The organism is Cupriavidus sp. SIMBA_020, from assembly GCF_046535395.1.
Taxonomy (GTDB): Bacteria; Pseudomonadota; Gammaproteobacteria; order Burkholderiales; family Burkholderiaceae; genus Cupriavidus; species Cupriavidus campinensis.
This window is the reverse complement of record NZ_JAWRWU010000015.1, coordinates 86408-109625: the sequence shown is the minus strand read 5'-3', so window position 1 is coordinate 109625 and position 23218 is coordinate 86408. Positions and strand designations below refer to the sequence as shown.

Here is a 23218-nt window from a genome sequence, read left to right as displayed (position 1 = left end):
TTTGTAGCTGCAAGATCGACGAAAGCGCCCCATAATCGGACGTATCGACGATCACTCCTGACGAAACGTCAGCCCGAGCGAAAAACTATGGCAGACCTCGACCAGACCGACCGGCACCTGCTGTCCCTGCTGCAAGGCAACGCGCGCGAGAGCGCGGCCAACCTCGCCCGCGTGCTGGGCATCGCCCGGACCACGGTGGTGGCGCGCATCGCCCGGCTCGAGAAGACCGGCGTGATTGCCGGCTTTGGCGTGCGGCTGGGCGGCCGGATGGAGGACAACGCCATCCTGGCCTTCTGCGGCCTGTCCGTGCAGCCGAAGGCGGCGCCCGCGGTGGTCCGCGCGCTGCAGCGCTTCCCGGAGATCGAGGAACTGAACTCGGTCAGCGGCCCGGTGGACTACATGGCCGTGATCCGCTGCGATACCCACGCCCGGCTCGACAAACTGCTAGACGAGATCGGCATGCTCGATGGGGTGAATCACACCACCACGTCGATCGTGCTGGCGCGCAAGATCGACCGCCGGCGCGCGGCCGGATAGCGCGCTATGCTTGGGCGCTTTGGTCAGGCGCTTTGGTCAGGCGCTTTGGCCACGATTAAGGAGATGACGATGAGCGATCGGATTCGCGTTGCGGTAGGCGGCGTCACCGGCTGGGCCGGCGGCGAACTGGCGCGCGGCGTGGCGCACGCGCCGGACATGACGCTGGTGGCCGGCCTCTCGCGCGGTGCCGCCGGGCAGCCGCTGGCGCAGGTGACCGGCCATGCGGACACCCCCGGCGTGGCCGCCGCCAGCATCGAGGCGCTGGGCGCCACGCCCTATGACGTCTACGTCGAGTACACCAAGCCGAACATCGCCAAGCACAACATCCTGCAGGCGCTGGCGCATGGCGCGCATGTGGTGGTGGGCACCTCCGGGCTGACCGACGACGACTACGCCGAGATCGACGCCGCCGCGCGCCAGGCCGACCGTGGCGTGCTCGCCTGCGGCAATTTCGCGATCACGGTGGTGCTGTTGCAGAAGTTCGCCGAGATGGCGGCGCGCCACCTCGACCACTGGGAAATCATCGACTACGCCAAGGCTGGCAAGGTCGATGTGCCGTCCGGCACGGTGCGCGAACTGGCCTTCCGGCTCGGCCAGGTCAAGACCGCCACGCTGGCGGTGCCGGTGGATCAGGTCAACGGTCCGAAGGAGACCCGTGGCGCGACGATGTCCGGCTCGCAGGTCCATGCGGTGCGGCTGCCGGGGTACCAGCTGGGGGTCGAGGTGATCTTCGGCGCGGACGGCCAGCGGCTGCACCTCAAGCACGAGGCGGGCGATGGCTCGAAGCCGTACGTGTCCGGCGCGCTGCTGGCCATCCGCAAGGTGCGCGGGCTGCGCGGTCTGGTGCGGGGGCTGGATAAGGTGATGGAGGGGCTGTAGGCAGGGATGGCGGCGGCGCGGATGGGATGCGCCGCCACGCATCCCCCAATCACCAAGAACCCGGGTTCACCGGCTTGGCCGGTTCCTTCTTTGACTTGTCTGACTTGTCCGACTTCTCGGATTTTTCCGCCTTCTTCGCGGCCGGGGCCGAAGCCGGCGGGGCGAGCGCCTTGTCCACCTCGGCATCGCGATTGGCCATCAGCGCGCGCGCCTGCGGCAGCATCAGCTCGATCGTGCCCTCGTTCGGGTTCTCGGGAATCGCGTACAGCTCCACGGTGAGCGGGCGACGCATCCAGCCGGCATGGATCGACTTCACAGGCTTGCCGGCCTTGTCCTTCATGTCTTCCTGTTCCTGCCGGAACGGCTTGCCATAGCGCGCGGTCAGCGACTGCACCGCGGCGTCCTGCGAGCGGATGCCATCGGTCGGCACGATCACGCCGACCAGCGCGTTGCCATCGACGAATGCCACCAGGCGCGCGCCATCCATGAACGCGGGACGCTTGTCGCGCGGCACGCCCACCTGGCGCATCACGCCGTCGCCGCGCAATTCCACGCAGAACGCGGTCACGTCGCGGCCATCGGGGGTGCGATGATCGGCGCAATCGGGCAGCGTGGGCAGCGGATTGCCGATCTCGAGCACGCTCAGCATCGGCGCCAGCAAGTCATTCGCGGACAGCGTGGCGGGTGTGGACGACGCGGCTGGGGTGGCTGGGGTAGCTGGGGTGGCTGGGGTAGCGGCAGGCTGCGACGCGGCCGCCTTCGGTGCGGCATGGGCGGCCGTGGCCGCCAGCAGGGCGGCAGCGGCCAGCCCGGCGAGGGAAACTCTCAAAACTGACTCCTGAAATCGGCTCCGCATTGGAGCCCACCCCGTGGCAGGGGTTCCAGCCGCGACCTTACCACGGCGCGCAAGAGCGCCTAGTGGAGCACTTGCTTCAGGAAATGGTAGCCAATCAGGGCCACGCCGATGACCACGGCCCAGAGCATCAGGCGCGGCACGATGCTCGGCGGCAATTGCGTCGGCGGCGTGCGCTGGACCAGCGGCGCGCGCATGCGGGAATTGGTTTGCAGCCCGCGCGTGTGCCAGATCGCCGTGTCGGCGCCCAGGTCCTGCACGATTGGACGATGCGTGGCGGTCGATGTCGTCGGCTTGGTGGCCGGGCGCGTGCCGGCCGGTCGTTGCGATCCCATTCCAGCTCCCCCTCAGAAGATTCCCGACGCATCGCGGTGTGCCGCCGGTACACCGCGCGGCCGGGAAGTCTGCTGCTGCCGGTCCGCGCGCGGCACATGGTATGACATCGGCAGTCGCCACGCCACAACGGCCAGGGGGGGCGATGCGAAACGGAGACACCCTCCGCCGGCGTCGGCCGGAGGTCAGCCCGGGGCGGCCTTGCGGCCGATGGCCATCGCCTCGCGCCGGAACGCGTGGCCCATGTGGTGGTAGAACGGATGCGGGTTGAACTGGCGCGACAGGAACGACGCCAGCAGCGACGCCGCCAGCAGGAACAGCGTCAGGTCCTGCGTGCGCGTCATCTCCATGACGATCACGCTGGCGGTGATCGGCGCCTGCGTGGCGGCGGCCAGGAAGGCGGCCATCGACACCAGCGCCAGCACGCGCGGCTCGGTCATGCCCGAGAGGAAGTGCGACACGGTTTCGCCGATACCCGCCCCGATGGCCAGCGCCGGCGTGAAGATCCCGCCCGGAATGCCGGCGAAGTACGACACCACCGTGGCCCCCAGCTTGGCCAGCCCGAACCACAGCGTGTGGTGGGATTCGCCATTGATCAGCGCGGACGCCTGCTCGTAGCCGGTGCCGAAGGTGGCCCCGGCCGTGGCCCAGCCCAGCGCCGCCACCACCAGCCCGCAGCCGAATGCCACCCAGATCGGATGGGCGACCACCCACGCGCGCCAGCGCGACGGCGTCAGCCCCGGCACGCCCGCGATCAGCATCTTGGCGAACAGCCCGCCGAACACGCCGTTGACCACGGCGCAGAGCAGCACCGGGCCCCAGGCGTCGTGGAGCACCAGCATCGGCACCTTCACGGTGAAATACGGGTTGTTGCCGAGCACGGCCAGCGACAGGAAGCCGGCCGTCAGCACGCCGGACAGCACCAGGCGGTCCCAGCGCACGGCGGTGCCGCGCCCGAGTTCCTCGATGGCGAACACCACGCCGGCCAGCGGCGTATTGAAGGCAGCGGCCAGGCCGCCCGCCGCGCCGGCGGCGATCAGCGCATTGGGATGAAAGCCGATGCGGAAGCGGAACTTGTCCTGGCACCAGCGGCCCCAGGCCAGCATCGCCGCCGCGCCCACCTGCACCGACGGGCCTTCGCGGCCCACCGAGGCACCGGCCATCAGCGCGCCGGTGGTCAGCAGCACCTTCCACATCGACTGGCGGAACGACACCAGCACGCCCTGCGCCACCCCATCCGGCGGCAGCGTGACCGCGGCAATCACCTGCGGAATGCCGCTGCCGCGCGCCTGCGGGGCGAGGCGGATGGTCAGCCAGCGCAGCGCGGCCAGCCCGAACGGCAGCAGCACGAACGCCAGCCACGGCGTAGCCGTGGTGACCTGCGCGTTCCAGCGCAGCGCCAGTTCGGCGATATAGGCAAAGACGATGGAGAACAGCGCGACGCAGCCGGCGCCGCACATGAACACGCCGTAGCGCAGCGAGGTGCGCGAGATCCGGCTGACCTGGCGGGTCTTGCGCCGGGCCGCGTGGCGGGCCTGCAGCCGCAGCGCGCGCAGGCGGCTGGTCTCGGCGGCGGAGCGGGAATCGGCGGACGGGGGGGACGTCGGGGAATCTGACGAGGGAGGCGAAGCGGACGAATCAGGCGAAGCGGACGAAGCGGACGAATCAGGCGAAGCGGACGAAGCGGACGAAGCGGACGGATCAGGCGGCTCGGCGGAATCGGTCATGGCGGGGGCGGTGAGGATCGAAACGTCCCCGTACTATACGCCCCCACCCTCCCCCAAGCTGCCCCCGATCGCCCCGTCGGCTCAGTCCAGGCTGATGTGGTTGGCCCGGATAACCTTGCCCCAGTTGTCGCGGTCGGCGGCCACGTAGCGGTCGATCTCCGCCTGCGTGCGCGGCGCCTGCACCACCAGCCCCAGCGCGCCGAAGGTGTTGCGGAACTGCGGGTCGGTCAACACACGCGCGGCGGCGGCCTGGAGCCGGGCCACGGCCTCCGGCGGGGTCTGCGCGGGCACCGCGAGGCCGAACCACGTGGCTGCATGGAAGCCCGGATAGCCGCTCTCGGCCACCGTCGGCACATTGGGCAGCACGTCCAGGCGCGCGTTGCTGGTCACGGCCAGCGCCTTGAGCTTGCCAGCCTTGATATGGGGCAGCGAGGTGCTGACCACATCCACCATCAACTGGGTGTCATTGGCCAGCAGCGCCGACAGCGCCGGTGCGCTGCCGTTGTAGGGCACGTGGGTCATGTCGATGCCCAGCTCGGACTTCAGCATCTCCGTAGCGAGTTGCAGCGGGTTGCCGAGCCCCACGGACGCGTAGTTCAGCTTGCCGCCCGCCGCCTTGGCATAGGCCGCGAAGTCCCGGATATTGGCCGCCGGCACCTGCGTATTGGTGACCACCACCAGCGGCACCTCGATACCGATGGCGATGACCTTGAAGTCCTTCGGGTCGTAGCCGGTCTTCTTGTACAGCATGGGATTGAGCACCATGCTCGCGCTGGTCCCCATCAGCATGGTGTAACCGTCCGGTTGGGCGCGCGCCACGCTCTGCGTGCCGACCATGGTGTTGGCGCCGGGGCGGTTCTCCACCACCACGGGCTGCTTCAGGTCGCGCGCCATGCCTTCGGCCAGCGCCCGGCCGAACTGGTCCGTGGAGCCGCCCGGGGTGTAGGGCACCACCAGCTTGACCGGCCGCTCGGGCCAGGCCGCGAAGGTGGCCGGTGCGTGGCCGATGGCCAGCGCAAGGCCGAGCGCCCCCGCCGCCAGGTGGGCGAATGTGCGATGCATGGTTGTCTCCTGTCTGGTTTTATATATATAGAAGGCGGGTGCGCCGGGCCGGGGTTCAGACCCGCCGCTGGCGCCCCGCCCAGTGCTGGTCGCGCAGCCGGCGCTTGGCCAGCTTGCCGGTCTCGTCGCGCGGCAGGCGCGCGGTGATCTCGATCGTCCGCGGCACCTTGAAGCCCGACAGCCGCGCCTTGAGCCAGTCGATCACGGCCGCCGGCACGATCTCCGCGCCCGGCATTGGCTCGATCACGCCGTGGAGCCGCTCGCCGTATTCGTCGTCCGGCACGCCGAACACCACGCAGTCGGCCACGCCCGGATAGCGCACCAGTTCATGCTCGATCTCGGCCGGGTAGATGTTCACGCCGCCCGAGATGACCATGTCCGAGGCGCGGTCGCAGATGAACAGGTAGCCATCGGCATCGAGGTGGCCGAGGTCGCCCAGCGTGACCCGGCCCTCGCGGTCGATGGCGCGGCGCGCGGCGTCGTTGTTCAGGTAGGTGAAGTCCGGGTAAGCCGGCTGGCGCACGTAGACCAGGCCGGTCTCGCCCGGCGCGCACGGCTGGCCCGCTTCGTCGAGGATGCGCACGCTGGCCGCGTCGACGGGACGGCCCGCCGTGCCGGGGCGCTGCGCGGCGTCCTCGGGCGTGGCCACGGTAATCATGCCGGCCTCGCTCGACGCATAGGTCTCGTGGATGACCGGCCCGAACCATTCGATCATCGCCCGCTTGACCTCGGGTGCGCACGGCGAGCCGGTTGACGCCACGAAGCGGATCGACGACAGGTCGTAGCGCGCGCGCACCTCCGCCGGCAGCTTCAGCAGGCGCACGTACATGATCGGCACGAGGTAGAGCACGTCGATCCGGTGTTCCTCCACCAGCGCCAGCACCTGCTCGGCGTCGAAGCGCGGCGTCAGCACCAGCCGCTCGGCCATCTGCAGGGCGTTCTGGATGAACACGCCCGGCGCGCTGTGATAGAGCGGCGCGGACATCAGCGCGCGGCAACCCGGCACTACGCCGATGGCCTTGGCCACCACGGAGCGCATGCGGGTGAGCTGATCGTCGAGCTGGTCGAGCGGTACGGCTTCGCGCAGCACGCCCTTGGGGCGTCCCGTGGTACCGGAGGTGTAGGCCAGATGGCCGCGTGGGGCCACGCGCGGGCCGTCGTACGGGGTCTGGGCTGCCAGCCAGGGTTCGTAATCGATGGCGTCGGCGGCGGTGCCGGGATGGGTGCCGGGATGGGTGCCGGGATGGGTGCCGCCCACGGCGAGCACGGCCACCCCAGCGGGGACCACCGCGCGGAGCGCCGGCAGCAGGTCCGCGTGGGCGATCAGCACGCGCGCGCCGCTGTCCTCCAGCAGGAAGCGCACTTCCTCGGCCGTGAAGTGCCAGTTGATCGGGCAGTAATAGGTGCCAGCGGTGCGGCACGCGAAGATCACATCGGCGAAGACCGGGTCGTTGCGCAGCAGCACGGCCACCACGTCGCCCTCCTGCAAACCCAGCCGCCGCAAGCCGCCCGCGAGGTGCGTGCCGCGCGCCAGCACCTCCGCGCCGGGTCGGTGCAGCGATTCGAACCAAAGGTCTGCGGGCATGCGGGTCTCCTGGACATCTGAACATCTAATTAGCAGGCCATCGTAAGGCCCGCTGCCGACATCGACAATCCAGCATTTCGGAATCACAATGTTGCGCCAGACTTTACAATCTTTCAGACATCGCGCATGGACCTCAATCTGATTCAGGCCTTCGTCGACATCGTGGAAGCCGGCAACCTTGCCGAAGCGGGCCGCCGGCGTGGCGTCACGCGCTCGCAGATCAGCCGGCAACTCGGCCAGCTTGAGGATCAGGCCGGCACGCAACTGCTGCGGCGGACCACGCGGCGGCTGGAGATGACGGACTCGGGGCAGTCCCTTTACGAGCATGGCCTGCGCATCCTGCAGGAAGTGGCGGCGGCGCAGGCCGAGATCGACAGCCTGGGCAAGACGCTGCGCGGCCATGTGCGGGTCAGCGTACCCACCGGGCTGGGGGACGCCTTTATCGCCCCGCTGCTGCTGCAGTTTGCCGAGCGGCACCCGGGCATCTCGCTGCGCGTGTTCTTCGCCAACCGCGTGACAGACCTGATTGCCGCCGAGATCGACGTGGCGCTGCGCGTGACCTCCGAACCGCCGCTGGACACCGTGGCGCGCGAGGTCTGCGCCATCCGCTGGCAGTTGTGCGCCTCACCGGGCTACCTCGCCCAGGTGCCGCCCGTGCGGGAGCCCGCCGACCTCGCCGCATGTCGTTTTCTCTGTCCGCCCTACACAACCAGACGATTCTCATTGACTCTGGGACGCGACACCGCCCATGGGCCGGAGCGACGTAACGTCGAGGTCACCCCTTACCTGCAGTCGGAACACTTTCCCTTCCTGATCCGTGCCGTGCGGGAAGGCCACGGCATCAGCCTGCTGCCGGTCTACGCCGGCTGGGAGGATGTGCGGCGCGGGTCACTGGTGCCCGTGCTGCCGGACTGGAAGCCCGAAGGGCTGGGCAACCGGCTCTACATCATCACCACGCCGAATCCGCATCCGTCGATGGCCACGCGGGCGTTGATTTCGTTCCTGCGGGAGGCCGTTGCCGGGCTCGACGTCTTCAGCACATCCTAGAAAACGGGCTGGCAAACTTTCAATTTGCAAGCTATTCTCCCCTCAACTTGCAAGCCAAAAGTAAAAAGAGGAGACATGGCCCCGACCGATTTTTCCAACATGCCCTGCCCCGTGGCGCGCTCGATGGCGATGCTCGGCGAGCGCTGGGCGATCCTGCTGATGCGCGAGGCCTACTACGGCAGCACGCGCTTCGACGAGTTCGAGCGGCACCTCGGCATTGCGCCGAACATTCTCAGCGCACGGCTCAAGACGCTGGTCAGCCATGGCCTGCTGGAGAAGTCGCCCGCCCCGGGCGGCGGCGCGCGCCATATCTATACGCTGACCCAGATGGGGCGCGACTTCTTCCCCGTGTACGTGGCGCTCAAGCACTGGGCAGAGCGCTGGCTGGCCGATGAAAAGGGACCGCCAACGATCTTCGAGGACAAGCGCGACGGCGGCGAGATCGTCGCCGGCAGCCTGACCCGGCCCGATGGCAGCACGATCACCGTGGACGACCTGCGCGTACTGCCCGGCCCCGGCGCGGGCCGCTACATCCGCGCGCGCTTTGGCAATGCGGACGACAACGTCGAAGCCGGCGCCGGCACGGAGGCCATCGACCATGAATAAGCCCGACGCCCTCACCCTCGGCGCGGGCGCCCAGGCCCCTGCCGATCCCGTTCCCGCCTCCGAACTGGCCCGCCGCATTGCCGTGCTGGCCGCGCCGACCAGCCTGGTGGCCTTTCTCCAGGCCGGCGCGCAGTTGATCGAAACCTGGCTGGCCGCGCGCCAGGGCACCGCCGCGCTGGCCGGCTGGGCCGTGGTGCTGCCGTTCGCGCTGCTGCTCCAGCAGATGTCCGCCGGCGCGATGGGCGGCGGCGTGGTGTCCGCCATCGCCCGCGCGCTCGGGGCCGGCAAGCGCGAGGACGCCTCGTCGCTGGTCATGCACGCGGTGATCATCGCCGTGGTGGCCGGGCTGGTCTTCGCCGTGGCGCTGGCCGGCTTCCCGCACGCCGTGTTCGGCGCCGTGGCCGGCCCCACCACCGCCGAGGCCGCCGCCACCTACGCGATCTGGCTGTTCGGCGTGGGCGCGGTGCCCGCCTGGCTGACCAACACGCTGGCCTCGGTGCTGCGCGGCGGCGGGCGCCACGCGCTGGCCGCGCGCGTGCTGTGCGTGATGTGGATCGTGTTCCCGGTGCTGTCGTGGTATTTCGCCGAGCGTATGGGCATGGGCCTCGCCGGCATCGGCGCGGCGCTGGCGGCGGTGTCCTGGGCGGCTTCGCTGGCCATGGCCTGGGTGGTGCTGCGCGGGGGCGCCGGCTTCGTGCCGACGCTACGTGTGCGGCCGTCCGGCGCGCTGTTCCATCGCATCCTGTCAGTGGGGCTGGTGGCCTGCGCGCTGGCCTCGGTGGCCAACCTGACGACCATCCTCGTCACCGCGCAACTGCGCCACTACGGCACCTCGGTGGTGGCCGCGTATGGCATTTCGGCGCGGCTGGAATTCCTGATGATCCCGCTCGCATTCGGCGTGGGCTCGGCGCTGACCGCGCTGGTCGGCCGGGCCGTGGGTGCCGGGGACTGGCATACCGCGCGCCGCACGGCGTGGGTGGGCGCGCTGATCGCGCTCGTCATCGCGGGGGCCGTGGGCGCCGCCGTGGGACTGGCGCCGATGTCGTTCGCGGCGCTGTTCACCGACGATGCCGAAGTCCGCGAAATTGCCGCGCGGGCGCTGTCCTGGGTGGGGCCGGCCTTCGGCGGCTTCGGGCTGGGCATGGCGCTCTACTTCGCCTCGCTGGGCGCCGGGCGGATGCGCGGCCCCATCGCCGCCGGGCTGTGCCGCATCGCGCTGGCCGCCGGGGGCGGCTGGCTGCTCGCCAACGTGGCGGGGATGGGCATCGACGGCCATTTCCTCGGCGTGGCGCTCGGCATCACGGCTTATGGGCTGGTGACGGCGCTGGGCGTGCGGCGCGGCGAGTGGTCGCCGCGCTGAGGGAAGGGACTTCTATTTAGCGGGAGGGGGCGGAGGCGGCACAGTGGCGCGGGCGTCGCCGGTCAGGCCGGCGTCCCGCACGTCGCTGGGGATGGCCGGCCAGCCGCCGCCGAGCGACTTGTACAGCGCGGCGGTGGCGGTCAGCACATCGACCTGACCCTGGATCGCCGCCAGCTGCACCGTAAACAGCTTCTCCTGCGCGTCCGTCACCTCGAGGTAGCTGGAATAGCCGCCCTCGTAGCGCGCGCTGGACTGGTCCGCGTAGATCAGCAGGCTCTGCTCCTGCCGCCGCAGGCTGCCGAGCCGGTTGCGGGTTTCCAGGCCGTTGGACAACTGGTTGTTCACATCGGCCAGCGCATTGAGCACGCTGAACTGATAGCCGAGCATGGCCTGATCGCGCACCGCCTCGGCTGTGTTCACCTGCCCCCGGATCGCCCCGCCCTGAAACACCGGCTGGGCGAGGTTGGCGCCAAAACCCCAGATCTGCGAGGCGCTTTGCCACAGGCCCGCCGGCGAGGTGGCCAGCGCGCCGAAGAACCCCGACAAATTGACCGATGGCAGGAACAGCGCCAGCGCGGCGCCCACCTGGGCGTTGGCGGCCACGGCGGTTTGCTCGGCCTGCAGCACGTCCGGCCGGCGCGCCAGCAGCGCGGCTGGCAGGTCGGCGCCGATGGCCGGCGCCATCAGCGCGTTCACCGGCTTGCCGCGCTCCACCGGCCCCGGCTCGCGGCCCAGCAGCACGGACAGCGCGTTCTCGGTCTGGGCGATGGACGTGCGCAGCGGCGGGATGGTCGCCTCGGTCGAATAGAAGTCGTTCTCCGCCTGCGACAGCTCCACCTGCGAAATCACACCGCCCTGATAGCGTTGCTGGAAGATGTCCAGCGCGCGGCCGCGTGCGTCGAGCGTGGCGCGCGCCACGTCGAGCTGCGCATCGAGCCCGCGCAGCGTGGCGTAGCCCTGCACCACCGAGGCCGCCAGCGCCAGCACCACGCCGCGCCGGGTGTACTCGGCATTCCACAGGCTGGCCTCGGCCGACTCGGCCTGGCGGCGGATGCGGCCCCAGAGGTCGATCTCCCAGCTGGCGTTCAGCAGCGTCTCGTAGCTGTTGCGCGGGCCGCCCAGCGCCGCGAACGGCGTGCCGTTGAACGAGCCGCTTTTCTGCCGCGCCGCCGAGGCGGTGGCGTTCAACTGCGGATAGAAGCCCGAGCGCGCCACCATCAGCTGGCCCCGGAATTCCTCGATGCGGGCCGCCGCGATGCGCACGTCGTAGTTGCTGCGCAGCGCCGCCTCCACCATCGCGGTCAGCACCGGGTCGTTGAAGCTGTTCCACCAGTCGCTGTCGGCGGCCACGGTCAGCACGCCGGCATCGATCCGGTAGCTGGGCGGTTCGGCCGCCTCCGGCCGCGCGTAGTCCGGGCCGATGGCACAGCCACCCAGGATCGCCAGACAGGCGGCCGACATCGCGGTGCTGCGCAGAACGGCGTTCATGATGGCTCCCCAGCGGTGGATGACGTGGACGGCGCCACACGCCTGCGCGGGCGGCGGGCCGCCCACTTGTCGGCGGCGGTGCCCACCAGCCACGAGAACAGCGGCACGAACAGCAGCGCGAGCGAGGTGGCCGCGATCATCCCGCCGATGATGCCGGTGCCGATGGAGTGCCGCGAGTTCGACCCCGCGCCCGAGGCGATGAACAGCGGCACCGCGCCGAGGATGAAGGCGAGCGAGGTCATCACGATCGGCCGCAGGCGCAGCTTGGCGGCCTCCACGGCGGCATCGGCGTGGGAGAGCCCTTCCTTGTGCTTCATCACCGCGAATTCCACGATCAGGATGGCGTTCTTCGCCGCCAGCCCGATCAGCGTCACCATGCCGATCTGGAAGTACACGTCGTTCGACAAGCCCCGCAGCAGGATCGCCATCAAGGCGCCGAAGATGCCGAACGGCACGGCGGTCAGGATCGAAAGCGGCAAGGACCACGACTCGTACTGCGCCGCCAGGATCAGGAACACCATGACGATGCCGAACACGAAGACGATAGTGGTGGTGTTGCCGGATTTCTTCTGCTCGAACGCCTCGCCGCTCCAGGCGAAGCTGTAGCCGGCGGGCAGCACCTCCCGGGCGACGGCCTCCATGGCCGCCAGCGCCTGGCCCGAGCTGTGGCCGGGCGCGGCATCGCCGGTGATCTTGGCCGCCGGGAAGTTGTTGAAGCGCGAGAGCAGGTCCGGCCCGCTGGAGTAGTAGGTCTTCAGCAGCCCGGAGACCGGCGCCATCTTGCCGTCCCGCCCGCGCACGTACAGGTATTCGAGATTGGTCGGCGTGGCCCGGTACTGCGGCTCGGCCTGCAGGATCACCTGCCACACGCGGCTGTACTGCGTGAACTGGCTGACGTAGAGCGAGCCGAACTGGGTCTGCAGCGTGCCGTAGACATCGGCAATCGGCACGCCCATGGTCTCGGCCTTCTCCTTGTCCACCTCCACCCGCATCTGGCGCGATGCCGACTGGATCGTGCTGGTGAGCCGCCCCAGCTCCTTGTGCGCGGCCGCCGCCTGGATGAAGCGGCGCGTCACGCCTTCCAGCTCGGCCGTGTTGCCGGTGCCCCGGTTCTGGATCCAGAACTCGAAGCCACCCTGCGAGCCCAGCCCGGGAATCGACGGCGGATTGACCGGGATGATCACCGCCTCGGGAATCGCGCGCAGCTTGGGCGTCATCTCGGCCAGCATCGCCGGCACGCCCAGATCGGCGGAACCCCGGTCCTTGAAGCTCTTCATGCCGACGAACACCGTGCCGGCGTTGGTCTTGTACTGGCTGTCGATGAAGCTGTAGCCGGTCAGCGCGGAGGCATCCTCCACGGCCGGGTGCTTGCGGAACATTTCGGCCACCTGCGAGGTGACCTTCTCGCTGCGATCCAGGCTGGCGGAGTCCGGCATGATCACCGCCACGAGGATGTAGCCCTGGTCTTCGGACGGCACAAAGGCCGTGGGGATGTGCGCGAACAGCTGCCACGTGGCCAGCAGCATCGCCCCGAAGATCGCCAGCGCGACCACCGAGCGCCGCATCACCGTGCGCACCCAGTCGCCGTAGTGGTGCACCAGGCGGTCGAACCGCTCGTTGAACCAGACAAAGCCGCGCCACGGCGTGTGATGCCCCGGCTTGAGGATCAGCGCCGCCAGCGCCGGCGAGAGCGTGAGCGCGCAGAAGCCCGAGATGACCACCGAGATGACGATGGTCAGCGCGAACTGCCGGTAGAGCTGCCCGGTCGTGCCCGAGACAAAGGCCACCGGGATGAACACCGCCGAGAGCACCAGCACGATGGCGATGACCGGGCCGGTCACCTCCTCCATCGCCCGCAGGGTGGCCTCGCGCGGGGAGAGCTTGAACTCGGCCATGTTCCGCTCGACGTTCTCCACCACCACGATGGCGTCGTCCACCACGATGCCGATCGCCAGCACCAGCGCGAACAGCGTCAGCAGGTTGATCGAGAAGCCCAGCGCCAGCAGCCCGGCGAAGGTGCCGATGATCGACACGAACACGGCCAGCACCGGGATCACCGTCGCCCGGATGTTCTGCAGGAAGATGAAGACCACCAGCACGACCAGGATCACCGCCTCGACCAGCGTATGGACCACCTCCTCGATGGAGGCGCTGACGAACTCGGTGGTGTCCAGCGAGACCTTGTACGCCACGCCGGCCGGGAAGGTCTTGGCCATCTCGTCGAGCGTCTTGCGCACGTCGTTGGCCACCTGGAGCGCGTTGGAGCCGGGCTGCTGGTAGACCGCGATGATCGTCGCCGGCTTGCCGTTCAGGGCCGAGCGCAGCATGTACTGCTGCTGGCCGATCTCGGCGCGACCCACGTCCCGCAGCCGCACGATGGCGGCGCCCGTGGCATCGGCACGCAGGATGATGTTCTCGAACTGCTCGGGCGTGGTCAGCCGGCCCGGCGTGACCAGCGGGAACGAGAGCTCCACCGGGTTGGCGTTCGGCGACTGGCCGACGCTGCCGGCGCCGAACTGCTCGTTCTGGCTCTGCACCGCGTTCTGCACGTCCTTGCTGGTGATGCCGAGCGCCGCCATGCGGTCTGGCCGCAGCCAGATGCGCATGGCGAGGTCCGCCGAGCCCATGATCTGCGCCTGGTTGGCGCCGTTGACGCGCTTGATGGCGTCCAGCACGTACAGGTTCGCGTAATTGTTGATGTACTGCTGGTCGAAGCGGCCATCCGGCGAATAGACCCCGATCAGCAGCAGGAAGCTGGTGGAGCGCTTCTCCACGTTGATGCCGGTCTTCTGCACCGCCTCGGGCAGCTGCGGCAGCGCCAGGTTCACGCGGTTCTGCACCTGCACCTGGGCGGTGTCCGGGTCGGTGCCGATGTCGAAGTAGACATTGAGCGTCATCGACCCGGTGGGCGATGACGTGGACTGCATGTAGATCATGTTGTCCGCGCCGTTCACCTGGGTCTCGATGGGCGCGGCCACGGTCTGGGCGACGGTGTCCGAGTCGGCGCCGGCGTAGGTGGCGCTGACCGTGACCTGGGGCGGGGTGATGTCCGGGTACTGGGCGATCGGCAGCGCGAACATTGCCACGCCGCCGCCGATGACGATGATCATCGACATCACCACCGCGAAGATTGGCCGCTTGACGCAGAAGGCGGAAATCATGGGGCGCTCCGGTTCAGGTCTTGGCCGGGGCGGCCGGGGCGACCGGGGCGCTGACGGGGGCACCGCCAGAGGCCGTGGCCGGGCGGCTGCCCTCGCCGACCGCCGCAGGCGGGGCCTCGCCGGTCACGCGCACCGGCACGCCGGCCGCCAGCTTGCCGGCGCCGTCCACCACCACGGTCTCGTTCGGCTGGAGGCCCTTGGCGATGCGCCACATCGAGCCGGACAGCTCGCCCACCATCACCGGGCGCGGCTGGGCCTTGTTGTCCTTGTCCACCACGTAGACCAGATCGCCCTTGGGGCCGTGCATGACCGCGCGCTGCGGCACCACAATGGCGCCGGGCCGGCTCGCGCCGCTGACCAGCACGCGCACGAACTGGCCGGGCCGCAACTGGCCGCCCGGGTTCGGCATCAGCGCGCGCACGAGGTAGGTGCCGGTGTGCTGGTTGTAGGTGGCGTCGGCGAAGGCGATGCGGCCCTTGTGCGGATACTCGCTGCCATCGGCCATGACCACGGTCACCGTGTATTGCTCGTCAGGCGGCACCACCAGCGACTTCGCCTCGCGCTGGGCGCGGAATTCAAGCGTCTGGGGCTCGGAGATGCTGAAGTTGATCCGCATCGGCTGGAGCGTGGAGACCGTGGTCAGCAGGCTGTTGGACGTGCTGACATAGGCCCCCACCGGCAGCACGGCGAAGCTGGACACGCCATCCACGGGCGAGCGCACGTAGGTATAGGACAGGTTCAGTTCCTGGGTCTTTACCTCGGCCTGGGCCTGCTCCACGCCGGCGGCGGCCTCGTGGAAGTTGCCGTTGGCATCATCGAGGTCCTTCTGCGAGAGCGCGTTGCGCGCCGCCAGCGGCTTCACGCGGGCGAGGTTGGCGCGGGCCACCTCGAACCGGGCCTTCTGCTGGGCCAGCTGCGCCCGGGCGGCGTCCAGCTGGACCTGGAATGGCTTGTGGTCGATCTCGAACAGCAACTGGTTTTCCTTGACCACCGCGCCTTCGGTGTAGTTGCGCTTGATCAGGAAGCCGGCCACGCGGGCGCGGATATCGACGGCCTGGTCGCTCTCGGTCTGGCCGACGAAGTCGAAGGTCACCGGCAGGTCCTGCGCGGCAGTCTTGACCACCTGCACCGGCACGGCCTGCTGGGCGGCCGGCGGGGGTTCGGATTTCTTGCAGGCACCCAGGCCGAGCGCGGCAACAGCCAGGACGAGGGGGGAAAGCAGTTTCATGTGCCGCTCCGCTGCGGTTGGGCCTCGCTGCGCGGCATGCCGCACAACGTTCGTGTGGGCAGGTTAAAGCGGTGTCGGCAGCGTCACCATTCAATCTTTTCGTCGCCGCCTTTAACAAATTCGTTGGATCGAGACGCTGCGGACAGGCCGGTTCGAGACTGCGCGCGGTCAGCGCCGGAAGCCGTGGAAACGACCGCCTCCGCCGCCTCCGCCACCGAATCCGCCGCCCCCGAAGCGTCCGCCCCCGCCCTGGAAGCCGCCCCCACGGCCCTGCCACTGTTGCGCGGAGTTGCCGAAGCGTTGCTGGCCCACGTCGCGCGCCTGGCGCTGCTGGTCGAGCCGGTTCTGCACGTCGCTGTTTGGCTGCACCGGCTGCACCGGCTGCCAGCCGTTGGGGGTGTGCTGCTGCCAGCCATCGTCGGTGCGCTGGTAGACGTTGCCGTCGTGGCCGGCGTAGACATTGCCGTTGTTCCACGCCACGGCGTTGTTCTTGTTCGGATTGACCACCACGCCACGGCTGGCGGCGGTGCGGTCGCCGGTCTGGGTGTTGCCGGCCACGCCGAACTCGGCGGCGCCGGCCCGGCCGGTCTGCGCGTTGTAGCCCGCCACCTGCCGGCCGCCGGCGTAGTTGCCGGTGTATTCGTTGCCGACCACGCCGCCGCGCCCGGCACCCTCACGCCCGGTGGACGGATTTGAGAACGAGCCCTGCCGCCCGGCGGCGTAGTCGCCCGAATAAGGATTGAACGCGGCGCCCCGGCTGCCCTGGTAGCGCGCGCCCGTGGCCGGGTTGTAGCCAGAGCCCGCCGTGCCGCGCCACTGGGTGCCGGTCCACGCGTTCCAGCCCTGCGCGTGCGTGACCGTGCCCTGGCCCCATCGGCCATAGAAATTCGCCTGGTTCACGTTGACGTAGTTCCAGCCGTAGCCGCCGCCCCACCAGTAGGGGCCCCAGTACGGCGACGCCGCGCCCCAGATGGCGCCAGCCGCGAAGCCGAACGCGAAGCCTTCGGTCACGCCCACGGCAAACCCGGCGCCATAGCCGTAGGTAGCGGGGTAGCCGTAGTAGTAGGCGCCCACGTAGGGCGGGTAGACGTAGCCGGTGCCGTAGACCACGGTGCCGTCGGGGTTGACCACCACGCCCATGTAGCCGGGGGTGTAGCCGACCACCACGGTCTCAGGCGTGACCGAGTAGATCCGCACGTAGGTGACGTAGTAGATCGGCGAACTTGGCGGGATGGTGTAGAGGGCGGACGGCACCTCGGTGGCCACATGCCACGGTCCGCCCGGCACGCTCGCCGTGAACCAGACGCCGTTGGACACGGCGTAATAGTGGTTGCTATCCACCTCGATGACCGGCGTGCCCGTGTTCACCGCGTATTGCAGCGATGTGCCGGTGATCGGCACGAACTTCGGCGTGCCGTCATAGACCACGGCCACGGTGGCCTTGGCCCGCGCGACCGATGCGGTCTGCGGAATCGTGGCGGCGATCTCGGCCTCGCGCGCCTGCGGCGTGCCCGGCACGGAGACCAGCACGTTGGCCTTGGGGTCCTGCGGCGAGATCCTGGCGAAGTCCGCCGGCAACTGGTTCCCGGTGACGTGCGTCCACGGCCCGGTCAGCATCGGCGCGCGGAACCAGCGGCCCGAGAGCAGCACGTAATACTGATTGGTGGACGGATCGACGAAGACCGCGTGATCGGCGTTGGACAGCGTGAGCAGGCTGGTGCCGCCCACCGGGGTCATCTTCGGCTCGCCGCTGGTGACGACCAGTTCGGCCGGCTGCGTGGCCAGCAGCACGGCCGGCGCCTGCGCGGGCGGCTTGCCGCTGGCGGGCAACATCGGATCAGGCTTCGGCTCGGCCTTGTTTGCCCGGATCTTGCTGGCCGCGCCGAGGAGTGCCGCCGGTGGCGACGGCACCACGGCCCACGCACCGCCCGCCGATTCGGACTTGTACCAGTAACCGGCGGCGTTGAGCCAGAGCTCCCCGCCGGCTTCGCGCAACAGCAGGGCGCGGCTGTTGATCGCCCGTTCCAGCGAGGTGCCACCGACGGCGCGCCACGCGGGCTCGCCATCGACATGCACCAGCAAGGTCGGCGTGGTGGCGAACAGGATCTGCGGCACATCGTTCTTCACCGGCACGCGCACCGCGCGACCCAGTTGCTGGGACACCGCGTAGCTGGCCTGCAACTGGTCCAACGGCACCGTCAGCCCCTTGGCCGGCAGCCGCGCGATGACCGCCTGCCGCACCGTGTCGGCCGCATCGGGGCGGGTGGGGACTTCCACGCTTTCGATCTGGATCTGGGAGAGCTGGACCAGCGCCGAGGGCTTGTCGATATCGGCGGTCGCCGAGAAATGCACCACGCCGTAGGTCGGCGTGCCATCGCGCGGGCCCACCGCCACGGCGGCCCGGCCCGACATGCGGGTGCCATCCCATTTCTCGATCTCTGGCTGATAGAGCTCGATGTGGTCGCCGGCGGTATCGAAGTTGCGCGGCCACGTCAGTGGGGTGAGCGGCGAGCGCGCCGGCGGCTGTGCAGCCAGGGTTGGCGCGGCGGCGCCCAGCAAGGCCAGGGCGACCATCGCCCGGCAGGACAACCCACGCATGAAGCGGAACGACATGGCGACTCCGTCGAATTGCGCAGCATCCGGCACAACCGGGCTGCTGAGAGGAATCTAATGGAGGCGCCCAGGCGGAACAATCCCTCTCGAAAACATTCACTTCGTACGATGAAACGGCGCAGATCACCGCAGCACTGGGTACGGTTCGCGCCGCCCGGCAGGGGGCCGGGTGTGCATCTTGCTTCGCTTGAGAATCCTCTGAATCTGGCCCCCGGCCCTTGAAGCCGCGTTATGCCAGCCTCACCTTCTTCGGATAACTACGATGCCTAAGGCCATCCGATGAGCGCCCTGCCGCCCCGCCGTTCGATCCTCTTTGCCGCCTCCATCACGGCGCTGCTGCATGGCTATATCGGCGTGCGGCTGTTGCCGGACCTGCCCGTGCCGATGGCCGTGGCCTGCCTGGGCGCGCTGTGGCTCGTCATCTCGGCCCTGCTGCTGCCCACCGCGCTGCTGGCGCGGCGCCTGACCCCGCCCTGGGCGGACCGGATTTCCTGGCTCGGCATGCTGGCGATGGGATTCTTCTCAACGCTGCTGATCCTGACCGTGGCGCGCGACCTGTTCCTGCTGGGCACGCTGGCCGTGGGCTGGCATCCACCCGCCCTGCTGCCCGACAGCGCGGTGGCCGTGCTGGGACTGGCGCTGTTCGTCAGCGTGGTCGGCTATTTCAATGCGCGCGGGCTGGCCCGGGTGGTCGAGGTGGATGTGCCGATTCCCAACCTGCCCGAGGCGCTGCACGGCTTCACCATCGCCCAGATCAGCGATATCCACGTCGGCCCGACGATCAAGAAGCCCTACCTGGACCGCATCGTGGACCGCGTGAACCAGTTGCAGGCCGATGCGGTGGCCGTGACCGGCGACCTGGTGGACGGCACGGTGCGCGAGCTGGCCGATCACACCGCGCCGCTGGGCCGGCTATCGGCCAAACACGGGGCCTTCGTCGTGACCGGCAACCATGAGTACTACTCGGGCGCCGAGGCGTGGATCGTCGAGCTGCGCCGGCTGGGCCTGCGCGTGCTGATGAACGAGCATGTGGTGGTGGAGCGCGGCGGCGCAGCGCTGGTGCTGGGCGGCGTGACCGACTATTCGGCAGGCCATTTCATCGATAGCCATCGCAGCGACCCGGCGCAGGCGCTGGCCGGCGCGCCGGCACACGCGGCGGTGCGGGTGCTGCTGGCCCACCAGCCACGTACCGCGCCGGCGGCGGCGGCGGCCGGCTTCGAGCTGCAATTGTCCGGACATACCCACGGCGGGCAGTTCTGGCCGTGGAACCTGTTCGTGCCGATGCAGCAGCCCTATGTGCATGGGCTGAACCGGCATGAAAACCTGTGGGTCTATGTGAGCCGCGGAACGGGCTACTGGGGGCCGCCGAAACGCTTCGGGGCGCCTTCGGAAATCACGAAGGTGAGGCTGGTGCGGGGGTAATGCCTGCGCAGGCCCCTCCCCCGGGCGGGAGAGGGGCTGCCACGATCAACGCGCGATCGGCTTGTAGCGGATGCGCTTCGGCTTGGCGCCTTCCTCGCCGAGGCGGCGCTTCTTGTCCGCCTCGTATTCCTGGTAGTTGCCTGGGAAGAATTCCACGTGGGAATCGCCCTCGAACGCCAGGATGTGCGTGGCGATACGGTCCAGGAACCAGCGATCGTGCGAAATCACCATCACGCAGCCCGCGAATTCCAGCAGCGCATCTTCCAGCGCGCGCAGCGTTTCCACGTCGAGGTCGTTCGACGGTTCATCGAGCAGCAGCACGTTGCCGCCGGCAATCAACGTCTTGGCCATGTGCAGCCGGCCGCGCTCGCCACCGGAGAGCGTGCCCACGTGCTTCTGCTGGTCGCCGCCCTTGAAGTTGAAGCGGCCGATGTAGGCGCGCGACGGGGTCTCGTAGCGGCCCACGGTCAGCACGTCCGAACCGCCCGAGATCTCCTCGAACACGGTCTTGTTCGGATCCAGCGCATCGCGGCTCTGGTCGACGAACGCCATCTTCACGGTCGGCCCGATCTTGATCTCGCCGCTGTCCGGCTGCTCCTTGCCGGTCAGCATGCGGAAGAAGGTGGACTTGCCGGCGCCGTTCGGCCCGATGATGCCGACGATCGCGCCCGGCGGCACCTTGAAGCTCAGGTTGTCGATCAGCAGGCGGTCGCCATAGCCCTTGCTCACGTTCTCGAACTCGATGACCTCGTTGCCGAGACGCTCGCCCACGGGGATGAAGATCTCCTGGGTTTCGTTGCGCTTCTGGTATTCCTGGCTGTTCAGTTCGTCGAATCGTGCCAGACGCGCCTTCGACTTGGCCTGCCGGCCCTTGGGGTTCTGGCGCACCCACTCCAGTTCCTTGTTCAGTGCCTTCTGGCGCGCCGACTCGGTCGACTCCTCCTGCTTCAGGCGCTGCTCCTTCTGGTCCAGCCACGAGCTGTAGTTGCCCTTCCACGGAATGCCGTGTCCGCGATCCAGCTCCAGGATCCATTCGGCGGCGTTGTCGAGGAAGTAGCGATCGTGGGTCACGGCCACCACGGTGCCCGGGAAGCGCGTGAGGAACTGTTCGAGCCAGTCCACGGACTCGGCGTCCAGGTGGTTGGTCGGTTCGTCGAGCAGCAGCATGTCCGGGCGCGACAGCAGCAGGCGGCACAGCGCCACGCGGCGCTTCTCGCCACCGGACAGATGGCCGACCTTGGCTTCCCACGGCGGCAGGCGCAGCGCATCGGCGGCGATATCGAGCTGGAGGTCGACGTTGTTGCCGTCGCTGGCGGCCAGGATGGCTTCGTATTTCGCCTGATCGGCGGCCAGGGCGTCGAAATCGGCGTCCGGCTCGGCATAAGCCGCGTAGATCTCGTCGAGCTTCTTGCGCGCCTCGAACACGCCGCCGAGCGCCTCTTCCACGGACTCGCGCACGGTCTGCTCGGGGTCGAGCTGCGGTTCCTGCGGCAGGTAGCCGATGTTCAGGTTCGGCATCGGCGTGGCCTCGCCCTCGATCTCCTTGTCCAGGCCAGCCATGATCTTCAGCACCGTGGACTTGCCCGAGCCGTTCAGGCCCAGCACGCCAATCTTGGCGCCGGGGAAGAAGGACAGCGAAATGTCCTTGAGAATGTGACGCTTGGGCGGAACGATCTTGCCCACGCGATTCATGGTGAAAACGTACTGTGCCATGGAGGTGTGCGGTGTGTGACTAGGAATGGCGGGAGTGTAGCAGGCGGATGGGCGGGGCCGGCGTGCCGCGAGCGCGGCAAAAATGGCGCCCAATTTCAGACTCGTCTCATTGCAGAGGCAAGGAGCGGTTCGGAGAATCAGGCGGGTTCACCACTGGATCGGACCCGACATGGCAAAACTTTTGCGCCGCAGCGGCGCGGCAATGGGCGCGCAAATCACGCTCATCGCTGGAAACCAACTCCCTTTCAGGGTCTCGGGCCTGGGCCCGAACCGCAGGCATCTCGCCTTCCGGAGCAGCGACTCCACCTTGAGAATCCTCCCGCTCAAGGTCAATGACCGGGATATCGAGCAACAACTGAAGATCGAAGTCAGCGAAACCGGCATCGTGAGCCGGCGGGTGGTGCATGTCGATGCCTATATATATGGCACCACCCAGCGGGATGCGAATACGCCGAGGCTGACGGTGGAGGTGTTGCCAAGGCTGGAACTACCGGATGCGGGGACCGAGGCGGGGATTCTGGCGCGGATGTTGGTGGTGGAGAACGCGAACCCCGATAGCGACAAATTCAGCAGTCTGGATGAGGCGCTCAAGTGCATGCAATGGATGGTGCATGTCATGCGTAATCGGCTACGCCTCGGGGCAACACATTTTGCAGCGCGCGGTGCCACCAGCTTGACCGATCTTATCAAGGCACCCAATCAGGTAGAGGGTTTCGAAAGCTACCCGATCATTGCGGACCGTCCGGCGCTTCTGCTGAACAAAACCATGAACATTGCGAACGACGGTACGCACGCAAAAAACGCGGCCTTCCGAACCTACGTGGAAAATGCGATAGCGGTCGCCAGTGGAAAGCATTTTGGAAACGACCCATCTGCCGGCGAGATGTACGCATGGCGAACGCTTCCGTCAAAGCCACCGGGGCCCAATTTCGAGCCATTTCAACAACTTGGAGGCCAGCAGTTCTAAACATTGACCAAGTCGTTTCTTGCGCAGTTGAATGCCAAAAAATAGGGCGACTTCCATGAGAAAGACAATCCTGGCTCTCTTGGCCTTCTGCTCGATAAATGCCATGGCCAAAGACAAGCTACCGGACGCCGTTTCGGAAACCGCAACGGGACGCACAAGAGCTTCGACGAACCCCTATTACAGGGATCCCGCTAAAGCCATTCGCTATCTGGTCGCCAGTAGCGGCAAGAACCAACAGCGCAATCGATTTTGCACTGTTGGCTACAGGATGCCGCAAGGATATTTGGTGGTCTGGACCTTGTGGGAGGAGGAGCGAACCCTCCTGCTCTGGCGAGGAAGCTCTGACGCGGACATGCGGCTGGCCGGCTTGGCAATGGCGCGCCACAGCCTAATGCTCGGCCGCGACACCGTAGCCACCGAGAACGACATCAACGGCAGCACCTATCTCGTCACAGTCGACTGGTGGATCTCTATCGCCGATGACTGCCGCAAGCATGGCGAGCAGTACGAAATCGAGCCGTTCGCGATCACGGAGCCGCGTCAATGAAGATAGCGCCTTGGGGCTTCCTGCTATGCGCACTTCTAGGGTGGAGCAGTACACAAGCGAATCATGATCTACCTGATGCTGTTGCCGGCA

Annotated in this window: 18 protein-coding genes; 8 read left to right on the top strand and 10 right to left on the bottom strand. The window is 68.3% G+C overall.

All coding sequences use genetic code 11. The features are described from left to right. Window positions 1–87 precede the first annotated feature (87 nt). Entirely contained in the window at window positions 88–537 is a 450-nt protein-coding gene (locus tag SB751_RS23935) for an Lrp/AsnC family transcriptional regulator (protein ID WP_144200482.1), read from the top strand. A 69-nt stretch (window positions 538–606) separates the two neighbouring features. Next, on the top strand, window positions 607–1416 hold the full coding sequence (gene dapB, locus SB751_RS23930) for a 4-hydroxy-tetrahydrodipicolinate reductase (RefSeq protein WP_144200480.1): 810 nt from the start codon (window positions 607–609) through the stop codon (window positions 1414–1416). A gap of 49 nt (window positions 1417–1465) precedes the next feature. On the opposite strand, the gene SB751_RS23925 is transcribed toward dapB, so the two are convergent. The 5 genes from SB751_RS23925 to SB751_RS23905 all read right to left on the bottom strand — a co-directional run bounded on the left by SB751_RS23925 (window position 1466) and on the right by SB751_RS23905 (window position 6976). Next, window positions 1466–2245, bottom strand: coding sequence for a hypothetical protein (locus tag SB751_RS23925; protein WP_211942890.1), 780 nt, complete (start codon window positions 2243–2245; stop codon window positions 1466–1468). 86 nt (window positions 2246–2331) lie between these two features. After that, complete coding sequence (locus SB751_RS23920) at window positions 2332–2604, bottom strand: hypothetical protein (protein ID WP_144200476.1); 273 nt, start codon at window positions 2602–2604, stop codon at window positions 2332–2334. Window positions 2605–2787: 183 nt separating this feature from the next. Further along, the gene (locus SB751_RS23915; protein WP_211942891.1) at window positions 2788–4329 is read right to left on the bottom strand and encodes a chloride channel protein; all 1542 of its coding nucleotides are present in this window, start codon (window positions 4327–4329) and stop codon (window positions 2788–2790) included. Window positions 4330–4410: 81 nt separating this feature from the next. Then, window positions 4411–5391, bottom strand: a complete 981-nt coding sequence (locus tag SB751_RS23910) for a Bug family tripartite tricarboxylate transporter substrate binding protein (RefSeq protein WP_144200472.1) — start codon at window positions 5389–5391, stop codon at window positions 4411–4413. 55 nt (window positions 5392–5446) lie between these two features. Then, window positions 5447–6976: an acyl-CoA synthetase gene (locus SB751_RS23905; RefSeq protein ID WP_410748635.1), complete on the bottom strand. Its 1530-nt coding sequence runs from the start codon at window positions 6974–6976 to the stop codon at window positions 5447–5449. 126 nt (window positions 6977–7102) lie between these two features. Here SB751_RS23905 and SB751_RS23900 point away from each other — a divergent pair, with 126 nt between their 5' ends. The 3 genes from SB751_RS23900 to SB751_RS23890 all read left to right on the top strand — a co-directional run bounded on the left by SB751_RS23900 (window position 7103) and on the right by SB751_RS23890 (window position 9989). Next, on the top strand, window positions 7103–8023 hold the full coding sequence (locus SB751_RS23900; RefSeq protein ID WP_144200468.1) for a LysR family transcriptional regulator: 921 nt from the start codon (window positions 7103–7105) through the stop codon (window positions 8021–8023). Between the two features lie 75 nt (window positions 8024–8098). After that, on the top strand, window positions 8099–8629 hold the full coding sequence (locus SB751_RS23895) for a winged helix-turn-helix transcriptional regulator (RefSeq protein ID WP_410748634.1): 531 nt from the start codon (window positions 8099–8101) through the stop codon (window positions 8627–8629). Then, window positions 8622–9989 (top strand): MATE family efflux transporter, encoded by a 1368-nt coding sequence (locus SB751_RS23890; protein WP_410748633.1) that lies wholly within the window; start codon window positions 8622–8624, stop codon window positions 9987–9989. Before SB751_RS23895 ends, SB751_RS23890 begins: the two co-directional genes overlap by 8 nt. A 12-nt stretch (window positions 9990–10001) precedes the next feature. On the opposite strand, the gene SB751_RS23885 is transcribed toward SB751_RS23890, so the two are convergent. The 4 genes from SB751_RS23885 to SB751_RS23870 form a co-directional block, all read right to left on the bottom strand. Beyond that, window positions 10002–11477, bottom strand: a complete 1476-nt coding sequence (locus SB751_RS23885; RefSeq protein WP_144200462.1) for an efflux transporter outer membrane subunit — start codon at window positions 11475–11477, stop codon at window positions 10002–10004. Continuing rightward, window positions 11474–14638: an efflux RND transporter permease subunit gene (locus SB751_RS23880; RefSeq protein WP_144200460.1), complete on the bottom strand. Its 3165-nt coding sequence runs from the start codon at window positions 14636–14638 to the stop codon at window positions 11474–11476. Before SB751_RS23880 ends, SB751_RS23885 begins: the two co-directional genes overlap by 4 nt. A 13-nt stretch (window positions 14639–14651) precedes the next feature. After that, window positions 14652–15866 (bottom strand): efflux RND transporter periplasmic adaptor subunit, encoded by a 1215-nt coding sequence (locus SB751_RS23875; protein WP_144200458.1) that lies wholly within the window; start codon window positions 15864–15866, stop codon window positions 14652–14654. A gap of 168 nt (window positions 15867–16034) precedes the next feature. Continuing rightward, window positions 16035–18479 (bottom strand): carbohydrate-binding family V/XII, encoded by a 2445-nt coding sequence (locus tag SB751_RS23870; RefSeq protein WP_186296928.1) that lies wholly within the window; start codon window positions 18477–18479, stop codon window positions 16035–16037. A 288-nt stretch (window positions 18480–18767) separates the two neighbouring features. Here SB751_RS23870 and SB751_RS23865 point away from each other — a divergent pair, with 288 nt between their 5' ends. Beyond that, a complete protein-coding gene (locus tag SB751_RS23865; RefSeq protein ID WP_144200571.1) occupies window positions 18768–19901 on the top strand; it encodes a metallophosphoesterase in 1134 nt (377 codons plus the stop codon). 45 nt (window positions 19902–19946) lie between these two features. Here the strand turns inward: SB751_RS23865 and ettA are convergent, their stop codons facing one another. Further along, window positions 19947–21614, bottom strand: a complete 1668-nt coding sequence (gene ettA, locus SB751_RS23860; RefSeq protein WP_211942894.1) for an energy-dependent translational throttle protein EttA — start codon at window positions 21612–21614, stop codon at window positions 19947–19949. Between the two features lie 169 nt (window positions 21615–21783). On the opposite strand from ettA, the gene SB751_RS23855 reads away from it, so the two are divergent. Beyond that, window positions 21784–22581, top strand: coding sequence for a hypothetical protein (locus tag SB751_RS23855; protein WP_211942895.1), 798 nt, complete (start codon window positions 21784–21786; stop codon window positions 22579–22581). Between the two features lie 55 nt (window positions 22582–22636). Beyond that, entirely contained in the window at window positions 22637–23128 is a 492-nt protein-coding gene (locus SB751_RS23850) for a hypothetical protein (protein ID WP_313818826.1), read from the top strand. The last annotated feature ends 90 nt before the right edge of the window (window positions 23129–23218 follow it).

What these genes read in the sequence shown, in the direction of transcription:
- SB751_RS23935 (WP_144200482.1), top strand. Translation starts at nt 88, where the DNA reads ATGGCAGACCTCGACCAGACCGACCGGCACCTGCTGTCCCTGCTGCAA.
- dapB (WP_144200480.1), top strand. Translation starts at nt 607, where the DNA reads ATGAGCGATCGGATTCGCGTTGCGGTAGGCGGCGTCACCGGCTGGGCC.
- SB751_RS23920 (WP_144200476.1), bottom strand. Translation starts at nt 2,604, where the DNA reads ATGGGATCGCAACGACCGGCCGGCACGCGCCCGGCCACCAAGCCGACG.
- SB751_RS23915 (WP_211942891.1), bottom strand. Translation starts at nt 4,329, where the DNA reads ATGACCGATTCCGCCGAGCCGCCTGATCCGTCCGCTTCGTCCGCTTCG.
- SB751_RS23910 (WP_144200472.1), bottom strand. Translation starts at nt 5,391, where the DNA reads ATGCATCGCACATTCGCCCACCTGGCGGCGGGGGCGCTCGGCCTTGCG.
- SB751_RS23905 (WP_410748635.1), bottom strand. Translation starts at nt 6,976, where the DNA reads ATGCCCGCAGACCTTTGGTTCGAATCGCTGCACCGACCCGGCGCGGAG.
- SB751_RS23900 (WP_144200468.1), top strand. Translation starts at nt 7,103, where the DNA reads ATGGACCTCAATCTGATTCAGGCCTTCGTCGACATCGTGGAAGCCGGC.
- SB751_RS23895 (WP_410748634.1), top strand. Translation starts at nt 8,099, where the DNA reads ATGGCCCCGACCGATTTTTCCAACATGCCCTGCCCCGTGGCGCGCTCG.
- SB751_RS23890 (WP_410748633.1), top strand. Translation starts at nt 8,622, where the DNA reads ATGAATAAGCCCGACGCCCTCACCCTCGGCGCGGGCGCCCAGGCCCCT.
- SB751_RS23885 (WP_144200462.1), bottom strand. Translation starts at nt 11,477, where the DNA reads ATGAACGCCGTTCTGCGCAGCACCGCGATGTCGGCCGCCTGTCTGGCG.
- SB751_RS23880 (WP_144200460.1), bottom strand. Translation starts at nt 14,638, where the DNA reads ATGATTTCCGCCTTCTGCGTCAAGCGGCCAATCTTCGCGGTGGTGATG.
- SB751_RS23875 (WP_144200458.1), bottom strand. Translation starts at nt 15,866, where the DNA reads ATGAAACTGCTTTCCCCCCTCGTCCTGGCTGTTGCCGCGCTCGGCCTG.
- SB751_RS23870 (WP_186296928.1), bottom strand. Translation starts at nt 18,479, where the DNA reads ATGTCGTTCCGCTTCATGCGTGGGTTGTCCTGCCGGGCGATGGTCGCC.
- ettA (WP_211942894.1), bottom strand. Translation starts at nt 21,614, where the DNA reads ATGGCACAGTACGTTTTCACCATGAATCGCGTGGGCAAGATCGTTCCG.
- SB751_RS23855 (WP_211942895.1), top strand. Translation starts at nt 21,784, where the DNA reads ATGGCAAAACTTTTGCGCCGCAGCGGCGCGGCAATGGGCGCGCAAATC.
- SB751_RS23850 (WP_313818826.1), top strand. Translation starts at nt 22,637, where the DNA reads ATGAGAAAGACAATCCTGGCTCTCTTGGCCTTCTGCTCGATAAATGCC.